This is a genomic window from Rhizobium sp. 11_C7_N12_5, assembly GCF_051811145.1.
Lineage (GTDB): Bacteria > Pseudomonadota > Alphaproteobacteria > Rhizobiales > Rhizobiaceae > Rhizobium > Rhizobium lusitanum.
Genome location: NZ_JBPWPY010000001.1, coordinates 105261 through 117814 on the forward strand (window position 1 = coordinate 105261; position 12554 = coordinate 117814).

At 59.7% G+C, this 12554-nt stretch carries 15 protein-coding genes and 1 tRNA gene; 5 read left to right on the forward strand and 11 right to left on the reverse strand.

Annotation, left to right across the window (positions count from 1 at the left end):
- Positions 1 to 57 precede the first annotated feature (57 nt).
- Positions 58 to 453 carry a VOC family protein gene (locus AB8B29_RS00530; protein ID WP_037203092.1) on the reverse strand — a complete coding sequence of 132 codons (396 nt, stop codon included), beginning with the start codon at positions 451 to 453 and terminating at the stop codon, positions 58 to 60.
- A 214-nt stretch (positions 454 to 667) separates the two neighbouring features.
- Here AB8B29_RS00530 and AB8B29_RS00535 point away from each other — a divergent pair, with 214 nt between their 5' ends.
- Positions 668 to 1051: a YciI family protein gene (locus AB8B29_RS00535; protein WP_439006067.1), complete on the forward strand. Its 384-nt coding sequence runs from the start codon at positions 668 to 670 to the stop codon at positions 1049 to 1051.
- 67 nt (positions 1052 to 1118) lie between these two features.
- On the opposite strand, the gene AB8B29_RS00540 is transcribed toward AB8B29_RS00535, so the two are convergent.
- The 4 genes from AB8B29_RS00540 to osmF form a co-directional block, all read right to left on the reverse strand.
- A complete protein-coding gene (locus tag AB8B29_RS00540; protein WP_037203095.1) occupies positions 1119 to 1868 on the reverse strand; it encodes an ABC transporter permease in 750 nt (249 codons plus the stop codon).
- Entirely contained in the window at positions 1865 to 2803 is a 939-nt protein-coding gene (locus AB8B29_RS00545; RefSeq protein ID WP_439006668.1) for an ABC transporter ATP-binding protein, read from the reverse strand. The genes AB8B29_RS00540 and AB8B29_RS00545 overlap by 4 nt, the downstream gene beginning before the upstream one ends.
- Positions 2804 to 2808: 5 nt before the next feature.
- A complete protein-coding gene (locus AB8B29_RS00550) occupies positions 2809 to 3975 on the reverse strand; it encodes an ABC transporter permease (RefSeq protein ID WP_037203097.1) in 1167 nt (388 codons plus the stop codon).
- Between the two features lie 123 nt (positions 3976 to 4098).
- On the reverse strand, positions 4099 to 5007 hold the full coding sequence (gene osmF, locus AB8B29_RS00555; protein WP_037203099.1) for a glycine betaine ABC transporter substrate-binding protein OsmF: 909 nt from the start codon (positions 5005 to 5007) through the stop codon (positions 4099 to 4101).
- Between the two features lie 447 nt (positions 5008 to 5454).
- Here osmF and AB8B29_RS00560 point away from each other — a divergent pair, with 447 nt between their 5' ends.
- From AB8B29_RS00560 to AB8B29_RS00570, 3 genes are all read left to right on the forward strand, one after another.
- A complete protein-coding gene (locus AB8B29_RS00560) occupies positions 5455 to 6681 on the forward strand; it encodes a LysR family transcriptional regulator (RefSeq protein WP_047641060.1) in 1227 nt (408 codons plus the stop codon).
- Between the two features lie 104 nt (positions 6682 to 6785).
- Positions 6786 to 7016, forward strand: a complete 231-nt coding sequence (locus AB8B29_RS00565) for a hypothetical protein (protein WP_131511987.1) — start codon at positions 6786 to 6788, stop codon at positions 7014 to 7016.
- A gap of 300 nt (positions 7017 to 7316) precedes the next feature.
- Positions 7317 to 7682 (forward strand): hypothetical protein, encoded by a 366-nt coding sequence (locus AB8B29_RS00570; protein ID WP_234903696.1) that lies wholly within the window; start codon positions 7317 to 7319, stop codon positions 7680 to 7682.
- A 78-nt stretch (positions 7683 to 7760) separates the two neighbouring features.
- Here AB8B29_RS00570 and AB8B29_RS00575 read toward each other — a convergent pair whose 3' ends face one another.
- On the reverse strand, positions 7761 to 8060 hold the full coding sequence (locus tag AB8B29_RS00575; protein WP_037203333.1) for a putative quinol monooxygenase: 300 nt from the start codon (positions 8058 to 8060) through the stop codon (positions 7761 to 7763).
- 132 nt (positions 8061 to 8192) lie between these two features.
- The gene (locus tag AB8B29_RS00580) at positions 8193 to 9071 is read right to left on the reverse strand and encodes a glycosyltransferase family 2 protein (protein WP_037203106.1); all 879 of its coding nucleotides are present in this window, start codon (positions 9069 to 9071) and stop codon (positions 8193 to 8195) included.
- A 310-nt stretch (positions 9072 to 9381) separates the two neighbouring features.
- Here AB8B29_RS00580 and AB8B29_RS00585 point away from each other — a divergent pair, with 310 nt between their 5' ends.
- Positions 9382 to 9987: a class I SAM-dependent methyltransferase gene (locus AB8B29_RS00585; protein WP_047641209.1), complete on the forward strand. Its 606-nt coding sequence runs from the start codon at positions 9382 to 9384 to the stop codon at positions 9985 to 9987.
- A gap of 60 nt (positions 9988 to 10047) precedes the next feature.
- Here AB8B29_RS00585 and AB8B29_RS00590 read toward each other — a convergent pair whose 3' ends face one another.
- From AB8B29_RS00590 to AB8B29_RS00605, 4 genes are all read right to left on the reverse strand, one after another.
- Entirely contained in the window at positions 10048 to 10530 is a 483-nt protein-coding gene (locus tag AB8B29_RS00590) for a hypothetical protein (RefSeq protein ID WP_052224431.1), read from the reverse strand.
- Positions 10531 to 10718: 188 nt separating this feature from the next.
- Positions 10719 to 10794, reverse strand: a tRNA-Thr gene (locus AB8B29_RS00595).
- Positions 10795 to 10929: 135 nt separating this feature from the next.
- Positions 10930 to 11889, reverse strand: a complete 960-nt coding sequence (locus AB8B29_RS00600) for an NAD(P)H-dependent flavin oxidoreductase (RefSeq protein ID WP_047641207.1) — start codon at positions 11887 to 11889, stop codon at positions 10930 to 10932.
- A 148-nt stretch (positions 11890 to 12037) separates the two neighbouring features.
- A complete protein-coding gene (locus AB8B29_RS00605; protein ID WP_047641058.1) occupies positions 12038 to 12349 on the reverse strand; it encodes a hypothetical protein in 312 nt (103 codons plus the stop codon).
- Between the last annotated feature and the right edge of the window lie 205 nt (positions 12350 to 12554).

A 12554-nucleotide genomic window follows, 5' to 3' on the forward strand; every position in this document is an offset into this window, starting at 1 on the left:
CGCCAGATCCGGTTTCATAAGCCCCGCCGGTGCCGCGGGGCTTTGGCTTGTGCGGCTTTATTGAAACCGCCCGTGTCTTTGTACGACCTCGATCTTGTAGCCGTCGGGGTCGGTGACGAAAAACAGCAGGGCGAAAAGTTTCCCATCGCGATTGAGTTCGACGATCTTGCCGGGATTGAGCCCGAGGGCGGCCAGCCGTGCGTGTTCGTCTTTCAACTCATCGACCGAGACGGCCAGGTGACCATAGGCTTCACCGAGCACGTAAGGCTCGCTGCGGCCCTGGTTGACTGTCAATTCCAGCTCGAAGCCGGTCTCGGCATTGCTGAGATAGATCAGCGTGAAGGTCGGGAAGGCGACGCGGTCGGCGATCTCAAGCCCGAAAGCCTTGTTGTAGAATTCAACCGAACGCGCCTCGTCGAGGACACGGATCATCGTGTGAATCATCTTGGCCATCGGCGCCTCCGTATATCATCTGAGCATCTTCCCAAGCCAATGCCATCGGTCGCCGGACAAGACAAGTGCGCTTGGGTGGTGCCATACCAACATTCAACTATTGAGATTAAGGCGGCTCCGGGGCTTTTGAATTTCGATCAGCCTGCTTACACTCCGAGCATTCAGGCCAACGGCTCGATCGGCCAAAACTAACTGATGTTCGAAGGGGGGACCTATGTACTACGCTATCCTGGCCTATCACGAAGAGGGCGTAGTGGAATCCTGGAGCGAGGAAGAGGATGCAGCGCTCATGGCCGAGTTGCTCCAGATCAATGATCATCTCGTCAAGGAGAAGTCGCTCGGGCCGGCAGCCCGCCTTGGCCAGACGCAGCGCGCCGTGACCTTGCGGGGCAAGGGCGCAGGCATGGTCATCGATGGACCGTTTGCAGAAACCAAAGAGCAGCTGCTCGGCTTCTATGTCGTCGATTTTCCAACGCTGGAGGCAGCCGTTGAAGTGGCGCGCGACCTGCGTCGCGTCAACCCGACCGCCGTCTATGAAATCAGGCCGATCTCCCTCTATGTGCCCGGAGCGTCATTGGCCCCGAGCGAGGAAAACTAGCAGGCATTGAGGTATCGTTGATCGTGGGGCCGCTGCTTTCGATCCGACGAGGCGACACCTTGGAGCTTCAGTGGGGCTGCAGGCCGATCTTGCGGGTTATCGAATGTTCGATCATCTCCATGCCATCATAGATCAGCACCGCCATCAGGCCGACGATCAGGCCGCCTTGCAGGATGAAGGCGGTGTTGTCGTTGATCAGCCCGGCGATGATGACCTCGCCGAGGCCCTTGGCGGCGACGGTGGAGCCGATGGTTGCCGTACCGATATTGATGACGGTCGCGATCTTCAGTCCTTCGATGATCAGCGGCAGAGCAAGCGGTAGCTCGACGCGGAACAGCCGCTGCCAGCCATTCATGCCCATGCCGTCGGCGGCATCGAGCACGGAGGCCGGCACCTGCTGCAATCCGGCGACGGTGTTCTCGAAGATCGGCAACAACGCATAGAGGAAAAGCGCGATCAATGTCGGGACCGCGCCGAAGCCGGTGGTGGAAATGGCGAGTGCCAGCACCGCGACGGGGGGAAAGGTCTGGCCGGCATTGGCGATCGCCCGCGAAAGCGGCAGGAAGTCGGCCCCGATCGGCCGCGTGACGAAGATGCCGCCAAGCACCGCCAGGATACCGCTCGCGCCGATCGAGACGAAGATCAGCTCGAGATGGCTGAGGGCAAGGCTCGGAAGACTGTTCTGCGTATAGATCGGTGAGGCGCCGAATTTCGTCAGCGGCGCCAGGATCGGCGTCAGCCATTCCGGACGGAACAGCAACACCAGCAGCAGTGCCAGCGCCAGCAGACGAAAGAGATTAGCGGCGAGAAGTTTCATGCTTTGCGGCCCAGCTCTATCAGATGCTGGATCGAGATCGAACCGACCGGCACCTTTCTCTCATCCTCGACCGAAGCCTCGTCGGCACCCTGCCAGATCAGTTCGGCCAGCGCGTCACGCAGATTAAGCGTTTGCGGCAGGCTGTAGCCGAGACCGGGCCTGAGAGGCTGCATGCTCTCTTTCAGCGGCAGCAACGACATCAGCTTCAGCGCGCGGTCCGACGTGCCGGTCAATTGCTGCACGAAGGGATCGGCCGGCTCGGTCAGGATCTTCTCGGGCTCTGAACATTGCAGCAGTTTGCCGCCGCTCATCACGGCGATCTTGTCACCGAGATGGAAGGCCTCGTCCATGTCATGGGTCACGAGAACGACCGTCGTGCCGAACTGCTTCTGGATATCAAGCAGATCGTCCTGCGCCTTGCCGCGGATGACAGGATCGAGCGCGCCGAAGGGCTCGTCCATCAGCAGCAATTCCGGCTCGGCGGCAAGCGCGCGGGCGACGCCGACGCGCTGCTGCTGGCCGCCGGAAAGCTGGCTCGGATATTTGGCGGCAAAGGTGCCGGGATCGAGACGGAAGAGATTGAGGAGTTCTTCGACACGCCCCTCGATGCGCGTCTTGTCCCAACCAAGCAGCTCGGGGACGGTCGCGATATTCTGCGCAACGGTGCGGTGGGGAAACAGCCCGTGGCCTTGGATGGCATAGCCGATGCGGCGGCGAAGCTCGGTCGCCGGCACACTCATAATATCCTCGCCGCCAACAGAGATGCGGCCCTCGGATATCGGCACCAGTCGGTTGATCATCCGCATCAGGGTCGATTTACCGGAGCCCGACGTGCCGACGATGACGGTGATCGTGCCCTTCTCCATGCTCACGCTGACATCATCGACCACGGTGGCGGCGCCGTAGCGTTTGGTCACGCCCTTAAGCTCGATCATGTTGCTCATGCGCGTTGTCCCCGGATGCTGTCGATGACCGCATCGAGGATGACGGCCGATGAGAAGGCGAGAATGACTGTCGGCACGGCGCCGAGCAACACCAGATCATTGGCCGTCTGGCCGATGCCCTGGAAGATGAAGAGGCCGAAACCGCCGCCGCCGATTAGGGCCGCGACCGTGACGAGGCCGATCGCCTGTACCAGCACGATGCGGATGCCGGTGAGGATGACCGGAAAGGCGAGCGGCAGGTCGATGCCCGTCAGGATCTGCCTTCGCGTCAAACCCATGCCGGCGGCGGAATCGCGCACGGAGGGATCGACGCCGGCAAGGCCGACGACGGTGTTGGCGACGATCGGCAACAAGGAATAGATCACCAGTGCCACCAGCGCCGGCGCCACGCCGATGCCCTGGATGCCGATCGCGGCGGCGAAGGGAACATGGGCGGCGATATAGCCGAGCGGCAGCATCAGAATGCCGAACAGCGCCAGGCTTGGAATGGTCTGCACCAGGCTCAGCGCCCGCAAGACCACGGCGCGCAGGCGCGGCTGCCAAAAGCAGAAGATGCCGAGCGGCAGGGCGAGCACGATGGCGATGGCGACGGAACCGAGGGACAAAAACATGTGGCCGAGCGCCTCGCGCCAGAATTTGTCGGCGTTATTGCCATATTCCTTCATGATCGACAGATTATCGAGCAGGCCGGAGCGCAGAACGGCGACGAGCAGGGCGGCATAGAGCGCCAGCGCGGCGACCCTAAGCCAGGGCGTCAGCCGAAGCTTCACCAGCGCATCCGAAATCATCAACCCCACAACGGCCAGCAACACCCAGAAGGAGCCGCCGGGCGTAATGCGCGCCACCGTGCTTCCAGTCGGCGTTGCCGCCGTCGAAACAAGCCCGAGCGTGACGATGAGCATGGCGATCGCAAGGGTGCCGATGGCGAGGCGAAGAAATTGATTGCGCAGGAACAGCACGGCGAGGGCGGCGGCCACGAGAAGGGCAAGCAGGACCATTGTGGTCGGCTGGCCAAGAAGCTGCGTGAGCAACTGCGGCTTGCCGGCAGCGATGCGGTTTGCCTTGACGATGATGAACGGCATCAAGGCCGCCGCCAGCGCGCCGCCCGCCACCAGCACCACTCCGAGACGGTCCACTCTGCGGACCGCTAGCGCATCTTCCATAAGGCAAGCTCCGTCAGCGCATGAGCCCAAAAAATGAGGCGGTTTCGGACAAGGTCATGCCCATTTTAATGTCCCGCGGCTCCACTCTATCGAAAACGGAGCCGCGAGATCAGCGGTGAAGCCTTATTTCAGGAAGCCATTGTCCTTGAGGTAGGATTCGGCGACAGCCTTGGCCGGCTCGCCATCCACCTGGATGCGGCCGTTCAGCTTGCGCAGCACGTCGGCGGTCAGACCCTTGAAGACTGGAGCCAGTACCTCCTCGATCTTCGGATTGGCCTTGAGCACGGCCTCGCGGATGATCGGCGTCGGGGCATAGACCGGCTGCACGCTCTTGTCGTCTTCGAGAACCGTCAGTTCGGCCGCTTCGATGGCGCCGTCGGTGCCATAAACCATGGCCGTGTTGACGCCGTTGGTCTGGTCGGCCGCCGCCTTGATCGTCGCCGCCGTGTCGCCGCCGGAGAGCACGACTTCCTGGTCGGGCTTGAGCTGGAAGGCGTAGGTCGTCTGGAATGCCGGCAAGGCCGCCGGCGAATTGACGAACTCGGAGGACGCCGCAATCTTCACGGGACCGCCGCCGGCAACCCACTTGCCGAAATCGGACATGGTCTTCAGCTTGGCCGGGCCGGCGACATCGCTGCGAACGGCGATCGCCCAGGTGTTGTTGGCGGGCGAGGGCGTCAGCCAGACGATCTTGTTGGCGTCATAGTCCAGCTTCTTGGCGAGGTCGTAGCCCTGCTGCAGGTTCTTCCAGGCCGCATCGTCGGCCTTGTTGAAGAAGAAGCCGGCATTGCCGGTATATTCGGCATAGATGTCGATCTCGCCTGCGGTGATCGCCTTGCGCACGACCGGCGTCGTGCCGAGCGCGATGCGGTCCTGCGCCTTGATGCCGTTGGCATTGAGCGTGGCGAGGATGATGTTGCCGAGCAGGGTGCCTTCGGTGTCGATCTTCGAGGAGACGACGACGTCGGCGGCGCTGGCACCACTGGCGAGCAACGCCGTCAGCGTGGCGGCAAGTGCAAGATTCTTGAACATGATGTTTCCCTTTGTACCCCGTTAAACCTTTGTTTTGCAGGCCCGCGCCGCCTCAAGGCCACTGTCCGGACACACAAGCGTTCGTGTGAGCCGACAACCCACAAGCGAATTTCTGGCTGCTTCGGGCAAATACCGCTCATCGAGAAAAAAACGATGTCGCTTCGGTTTCCCGCTGCAGTCGCGCGATTATGACGAGCGTACTCGACATTCGCGCGAAATTGGATTTCTTTTTTCGGGGGCAAGTGCGTTTGTTTTTGTTCCCCTTACCCGTTTGACGCTGTTCCGATCTCATTTCTGTGGCTGGATCGGTTAGGCGACGAAGAAACGATAGCGGCCGCCCCTGTGCTTAGGGATATCTTTTTTCAAGAACACATCATATCGTCGGGCTATCAAAGCCGGTCTCGCGGCCGCAGCAGGGCGCTCGCTTGGCGTGGAAGGAAGAAGGGTTTGTATCTCGGCGCATTGTTCATAGCCGACATGGTGTTCTCGGTCGGCTCCGTCAGGGAGACCGCCCGTCAGCTCTCTTTTTCTCCCTCGACCGTTTCCAGTGCGCTCCGCCGTCTGGAAACGGAGCTTGCCATGAAGCTCGTCGAGCGGGCATCCGGTGAGCTCGCAACCCTGCTTGCCAGCTCGAAGGTCCAGAAGGGGCTCCAGCCTATCCTTGCCGGTATCCGCCAGCTTTCCGCCCGGGTGAAGGAGCCGCCCGCGCCTGATGATTATGCGCAATGGGCGGCGCGCCTGCCGCTGAAGATCGCCACCATCGAGCGCTTCCTCGAAGTCGCCGATCAGGGCAGCATCAACCGCGCCGCGCGACGCCTGCGGCTGGGACAGCCGCAGCTCTCGCTGCAGATCGCCAATCTGGAGGAACTGTTCGGTTGCCGCCTGTTCGAGCGGCAGGCGCAGGGCTCGGTGCTGACCGATGCCGGCCAGGAAGTCCATGCCATCCTCGCCGGCATCGCCCAGGCCTGGGACGAGATGAAGGCCGCGGCGGATGAGCGGTTTCAGCGGACCGCGCGTGCCGTTCGCATCGGGTCGATCATCCCGACAGGCTCTGAAAGCTGGGTCGCTCGCTCGCTTGCAAGCCTCGTGTCGCGCTGGAATATCGGCGGCAACCGCAACATGCTGTCGCTGATGCTGATGACCGCGGACGACCTGCGCGAGGCGCTGCGGTTCGGCCGCATCGATGTCGCCATCGTCGATTCCGTCTTCGGCCTCGATGCTTTCGAGCACATGGAACTTGTCGCGACCGACATGGTGGCGATCGCGCCGCTTGACAGCAAGGAGCAGACGGTGGCCGCGCTGGTGGAAAATCACCCGCTCTGCGTGCCGAGTTCGCGTACCGGCATCGGCAATGCCGCGACGGCCTTCGGCTACGATAGCCGCGACCGGCGCCGCTTCCGCGGCCGCGACATCACCTCGGCCGATTCCCTGCCTGTCATCGTCGATCTCGTGGCTAATCACGGTTACGTCTCGTTCCTTGGCCGCGTCAGCGCGCTTCCGATCACCGACAAGGTCAGGATCGTCGACCCCGAGCAGATCCTGCCATTGTCTTATCATCTCGCCCACAATGGCCGCAAAGCGTCGATCGAGGCATGCCGCCTGATCCACCAGGCTGTTCGCGAACTGGTGGCTGACGTGGAAGCACCCGGAAAATATCCGGCATTCCGGGGATAGGTGGAACCATTGTACCACCTTTGCGTTTGGGTAGGTTACGTTAGTCCGGACGTACGGATACTATAAGCCCCCCCGATCTCGTTCGGCACCCAAGGAGAATAAAAATGAAAATTCTGGCAACAGCGCTCGTCGCGCTGGGCATTGTCGCTTTGCCCGCAACTTATGCTGAGGCTCAAGATTATCATCGCTGGCATCATCATCGCCCTATGGTCGTTCAACATCACCAGCCTGACCATGGTTGGAATCGCCACCACGGCTGGCGTAACGACCGGCCATACCATCATCATCGCTGGGATAGGCGGCACCACAACCAGCCGCATTTCTCGCACGACTGACGATAAGCAACTGACATGTATAAACGGCGCCTTCCGGCGCCGTTTCTTATTGAGGCTACCGATGTCCGACCTTGGCAGGTTCCAGAGCGTGACCGGCGCAGGCCCATGTTTTTGCCCACTTTCTTGACGACGAACGTGTCCGGCCCCTTGCCGGGCACGGTGAGGCCGGAACCTCTCGAAAATACCCGCCATCTCCGGGCGTTTTGGAACAATCGGAGCGCAACCGCGTTTTATTTGCTGGTCTGGACAAGCGCGGATGATTCGAGCCGCGTCAGCGTCCGGCTTCCAAGGAGGCTGGAAATGAAAATTCTGGCAACAGCGCTCATCGCGCTCGGCGTAGTCATTCTACCCGCAACCCATGTCGATGCACGCCAACATCACCGCTGGCATCATCATCATACGGTGATCATCTATCGTCACTACCACCACCACTATCGACCCTATTACTATCGGCCTTATTCCTATTACCGCCCCTATTATTATAATGATTATTACCAGCCCTATTACTCCTTTGGCTTGTTCGGCTGGCCTGGCTATAGTCATGGCTGGTATGGTGGTCGGGGATACCATTCTGGTTGGTATGGTGACCGAGGATACCATCACGGATGGCATGGCGGCGGTGGCTGGCATAGATGGCGCAACCAGCCGCATTTCTCGCATAACTGAACATGCCGGCTGATATGCAAAACGGCACCTTCCGGCGCCGTTTTCCCAACGGATTACCTGCTGTCCGGCGTCATAAGCTCATGCCGGATTCAGAACATGAACGGCACGGGCAGCCATAAGATGCTTCACCTTCTCGCCATAGGCAGCCATATGCGCTGCGGCGGCGTGAGCCTTCAATGCGTCCATGCTCGCCCATTTCTCGACGACGACGAATGTATCAGGCCCGAATGCCGGATCGGCGCCGTCGACATCGACGACAGCCGTGTATTCGATGCAGCCATTTTCGGCGTGGACAGCCGGAACGTTCGCCTGGAAGGCTTGGAGCACTTCGGCCCGCTTGCCGGGCAGGGCGGTGAGGATGGCGAGAACGTGGATCATGATGATGTCCTTGAAACAATTGGATGATGCCGGTGAAAAATACCGGATGCCGCCGATTCCGCGACCGGTTTCGACCATTATCACAAAAAGACGACGCTCGAACGCTTGACTGTTCGGCTCAGCCCGAAAGCCTCACATGCGGTTGATATTTTTTGGATCGAGCGATCCGCTAAGCAGATGCCCGAATGCAATGATATTGCCCTGCAGGCGGCCGCGCCGGTCGATATAGGCTGGTGGATTGACTGCGCCGACGATATTCGAGGCAACGTTGCCGCCCATCAGCTTGAGCGCCCATTGCAACGACACGGAGCGCTTTTTCACAAGGTAAAGCGGATTGGCGACCTGGGAATATCCGAGACGCATGCCCGATGTGCGCCCCATTTTGACCCCGAGATGGACGCCGCGCAGCCGATTGAACCTGACGATCTTGCCGTATGGACGCAGCCTCCGGCACAGATCGACGTCCTCCTGCCAGGCATAAAGCGGCAAGGCTTCATCGAAATAGACACGATTGGTCAGGATGGGCTGCAAGCGGAAGATCATATTGCAGCCATAGGCATTGTGAGCGGCTTCGATCGATGGAACAGGATCAGGGGTCGCGTCCTCCTCGATGGCCCGGTCCGCTTCTTCCGCCGTCAGGCCCGGTCCGAGGATGCCGTCGCGGATGACCTCTCCGGTCGCCACGACAATCTCCTTGTCGGCCTCGAACAGCGCTTCCGTTTCGGCAAGATAGTTTGCCGCGGGAAAGAAATCGTCGTCAAAGAAGATAAGTGCATCCATGCCGGCGGCGGCATCGATGATCGCGTTGCGCTGCGGGCAGCTTCCCCGTTGAGATGAGACGATGCTCACGGGAAACGGCGCCGATTGCAATCGTTCCATGTCGATATCTTCGTCTGTGGCCGGGCAGAGGAAAAGGTGATCCGGCCTGCGCGTCTGCGCGGCAAGCCTGTCGATCATGCATGCCAAAATCGCTTTGCGACCGCATGTCGCAACCCCCACAGCAATCTTCATGGTGCATCCCCCAATGTCATCCAGAACGCACAGAAACATCAAAATCTGAATCTTTGGTTGTATTTATTACGCGGATTCAACGCATCGCTTGCAAAGCGATTTCCCGTGCCATGATCCGCAAACGAAGGATCGCCGCCGAGGTCCTGCGAAAGCCCGCGAGATGACCGGCGCGCCGATCATGGCCGAAGCGGATGGCGGCCCCGAATGCCTGACGCAAGCCATGAATGCCAAGAATTTTCGCATCCATGGTTTTCAAAGCGGGCCGTCTCTGCGGTCTTGGCCGAAGTCAACGTCGAAGGTATCCGCCAGCATGAACACGCGCGATTCAAGATTTCACTACAAGGGCGGCATGCCGCATACGCAACTCAGCCTGCACCATACGGAAAATGCCCGGCTGCTGCCCGATCGTGGCGAGCTTCTTCACCGGTTGCCGCACGGAGGCATCTGCGCGGAGATCGGCGCGGCCTTCGGCGACTTCACCGGGGAAATTCTTGAAAAGAACGCGCCACGGGAGCTCTACCTCATCGATGCATGGGATACGCCCCGCTACCAGGACGGTCTGGAGCAGATCAGGACGACATTCAGAGGGGCGCTGGAAAACGGCCGCCTGCATATCGTGCAAGGCTATTCGACGGTAAGGCTGGCGGAGTTTCCGAACAGCTTCTTCGACTGGGTCTATATCGATACCAATCATAGTTTCGAGACGACATGGGAAGAGCTGTCGATCAGCCACTTCAAGGTGAAGCAGGATGGGCGCATCGCCGGTCACGACTTTTGCACCGGCAACGTCGTCGACGCTATCCCCTATGGCGTGGTCGAAGCCTGCACCAAGTTCTGCAAGGATTTCCATTGGCAATTCGAATACCTGACCGTGGAATCCCAGGGGCACTTTTCGTTTTCGCTGAAACGGCTCTGAGTGCGTCTGATCTCGGTTTGCGGAACCGATTGTAGCCGCAGGCGATGATTCCGAAGAGGCTTACTTGGAAGCACCGGGTGTGTAAGGCTTGCACTTATAAGGTATCGAGCCTTCCTTATCACGAACGACCGCATTGCCTTCCGGATCGAGCTTCAAAGTCCAAGATGTTTGCAGGCCGTTCGAGCCCATAAAACCTCCCGTGAAGGTCACGTCGTCTCCTTGCCGGGTGAATCCGGTGACACCGCCAAGGTGGCGTTGATAGTCCTGCGAGCGCATGACGACGCCGACGAGAGCCGCTGATCCGGTGGGAGATGACAAACCGTATCCGCCATTGGGCGCGCACGGCATCATGTCGGCGATGAATGGGCCGCTGACGCAACTAAGGACGTGGCCGAACTGCTTTTTGGAATTTAGGTGAACATATACGTTATCAATACCGTCGCCCCTGCAGAGCATATGCATTGGCTTCTCCGCGGGAGCTGCTAATGCCATGCCGGTGGCTGCCAGATAAGCGGCGGCGGCGATTGCGTTCATGAGATTCATAGAGGCCTCCGATGGCAGCCATCATTAGCTTGCACGTTCGATAAGTCGAGTGCAGCCCATCTTGTTCTTGACTATCTTCGGTCCCTAAATTGGCCGCTTCGAATCGCGATATCGCGGCCACGAAATAGGGGAAACAGACACCTGAGAACGGCTGTAGCAATGTGTGGAAAGAGTAGTGCCTGGAAAAATGGTGCCGCTTGCAGGACTCGAACCTGCGACCCCATCATTACGAATGATGTGCTCTACCACCTGAGCTAAAGCGGCATTCAAGGGGCTTTGGTTCGGCCCCGCGATTTGCATGGCGCTGATACAGTCTATACGGCCAGATTTCAAGCGTCCAAATCGCCATTTCGCAAAAAAGCGAAAAGCCTGTGAAAAAACAGGCCGCTCCTTGCTCGTTCAAAGCGCCAGCCGTGCACGCGCCTGATGATATTCCGTCTCCAGCCGGTCCACCAGCGCCGCAACGGGCTCGATGGCCTTGACAGCGCCGATGCCCTGGCCGGAGCCCCAGATGTCCTTCCAGGCCTTGACGCCGGTCGTGGCCGCCTCGAAATCCATCTTCGAAGGGTCGGCTTCGGGCAGCTTGTCTGGATCCATCCCGGCGGCAAGGATGGAAGGTTTCAGGTAGTTGCCGTGCACGCCGGTGAAATAGTTGGAATAGACGATATCGGCGGCGGCGCCGTCGACGATCGCCTGCTTGTAGGCGTTGGCAGCGCGGGCTTCCTCCGTCGCGATGAAGGGCGAGCCGATATAGGCCATATCGGCGCCAGCGGCCTGGGCTGCAAGAATGGCGCCGCCGGTGGCGATGGCGCCGGCGAGCAGCAGCGGCCCGTCGAACCATTCGCGGATTTCCTGGACGAGCGCAAAGGGCGAGAGTTGGCCGGCATGGCCGCCGGCACCCGCGGCGACCGCGATCAGCCCGTCCGCGCCCTTGCGGATAGCCGAGTTGGCGTGGCGGTTGTTGATGATATCATGCAGCACGATGCCGCCATAGGAGTGCACTGCCGCATTCACCTCAGGCACGGCGCCGAGCGAGGAGATGACGATCGGCACCTTGTATTTCATGCAAAGCATCAGATCGTGTTCCAGCCGCTTGTTTGACGTATGGACGATCTGATTGACCGCAAATGGAGCTGCCGGCCGTTCGGGGTTTGCGGCATTATGTGCGGCAAGATCCTCGGTGATCATCGCCAGCCATTCATCGAGCTGGCTTTCCGGGCGCGCGTTCAGGGCCGGGAAGGATCCGACCACGCCGGCCTTGCATTGCGCCAGCGTCAGCGCCGGATGCGAGATGATGAACAGCGGCGAGGCCACGACCGGCAGCCGCAGGCGCTCGGTCAGGATTGAGGGGAGGGCCATGTACATCATCCCTTTCTTTGACGTTTACGAAAACGTCAAAGGAATAACAGATGTCTTTTTGAAGGGGAAGATGGTGCTCGCATGGAGGTGCAATCGGCGGCCTTATGGCCAAACCCGCTTAAATTCCTCGCAGATTTGGGGAGAGTCTTTAGATTTTATTTTTCCGCTTGAGATAATCTCCCAGCGCCATATCCGGAATCTTTCTCTTGGCCGGACGTCGAGCTTTCCTATCTGCTTCGAGAAGACCCGCTTCCTCATCGACCGTTTCATCGCCGCTCATTTGTGCGACCACGATATTAGAGGCATGTCGGCCTTGCCTATTGGATTGCGCCTTGAATCGTGGAATCGCCTTGCGCTTGGCTTTGTTGTTCTCACCATACGCATCCCGTCCGTCGCGCTCATAGGAAAGAAGCTTGTCTTCCGATGGAGATCGGCTTTCTCGGGTCTTTTGATCACTCATCCTTTTGCACCTCGTTGTAGGGACAAAGGCTATCATTCGAAAATCGATCATGTCGAGAGAGTTCCGCGCAGTCCGATGCGCCTTCCAGCCATCGCAATTGCGTCGTCTTTGACATTTATCCCCGCCCGAGTGCCTGTGGCTTTGGTCGGAGGCTTGCGTATTGACGGACAGGGCGTTACCGAATCCGGTTAACGAATGATAAAGA

Excerpts from the sequence above, each read along its gene's own strand:
- AB8B29_RS00530 (WP_037203092.1), bottom strand. The coding sequence starts at position 453 with ATGGCCAAGATGATTCACACGATGATCCGTGTCCTCGACGAGGCGCGT.
- AB8B29_RS00535 (WP_439006067.1), top strand. The coding sequence starts at position 668 with ATGTACTACGCTATCCTGGCCTATCACGAAGAGGGCGTAGTGGAATCC.
- AB8B29_RS00540 (WP_037203095.1), bottom strand. The coding sequence starts at position 1,868 with ATGAAACTTCTCGCCGCTAATCTCTTTCGTCTGCTGGCGCTGGCACTG.
- AB8B29_RS00545 (WP_439006668.1), bottom strand. The coding sequence starts at position 2,803 with ATGATCGAGCTTAAGGGCGTGACCAAACGCTACGGCGCCGCCACCGTG.
- AB8B29_RS00550 (WP_037203097.1), bottom strand. The coding sequence starts at position 3,975 with ATGGAAGATGCGCTAGCGGTCCGCAGAGTGGACCGTCTCGGAGTGGTG.
- osmF (WP_037203099.1), bottom strand. The coding sequence starts at position 5,007 with ATGTTCAAGAATCTTGCACTTGCCGCCACGCTGACGGCGTTGCTCGCC.
- AB8B29_RS00565 (WP_131511987.1), top strand. The coding sequence starts at position 6,786 with ATGAAAATTCTGGCAACAGCGCTCGTCGCGCTGGGCATTGTCGCTTTG.
- AB8B29_RS00570 (WP_234903696.1), top strand. The coding sequence starts at position 7,317 with ATGAAAATTCTGGCAACAGCGCTCATCGCGCTCGGCGTAGTCATTCTA.
- AB8B29_RS00575 (WP_037203333.1), bottom strand. The coding sequence starts at position 8,060 with ATGATCCACGTTCTCGCCATCCTCACCGCCCTGCCCGGCAAGCGGGCC.
- AB8B29_RS00580 (WP_037203106.1), bottom strand. The coding sequence starts at position 9,071 with ATGAAGATTGCTGTGGGGGTTGCGACATGCGGTCGCAAAGCGATTTTG.
- AB8B29_RS00585 (WP_047641209.1), top strand. The coding sequence starts at position 9,382 with ATGAACACGCGCGATTCAAGATTTCACTACAAGGGCGGCATGCCGCAT.
- AB8B29_RS00590 (WP_052224431.1), bottom strand. The coding sequence starts at position 10,530 with ATGAATCTCATGAACGCAATCGCCGCCGCCGCTTATCTGGCAGCCACC.
- AB8B29_RS00600 (WP_047641207.1), bottom strand. The coding sequence starts at position 11,889 with ATGGCCCTCCCCTCAATCCTGACCGAGCGCCTGCGGCTGCCGGTCGTG.
- AB8B29_RS00605 (WP_047641058.1), bottom strand. The coding sequence starts at position 12,349 with ATGAGTGATCAAAAGACCCGAGAAAGCCGATCTCCATCGGAAGACAAG.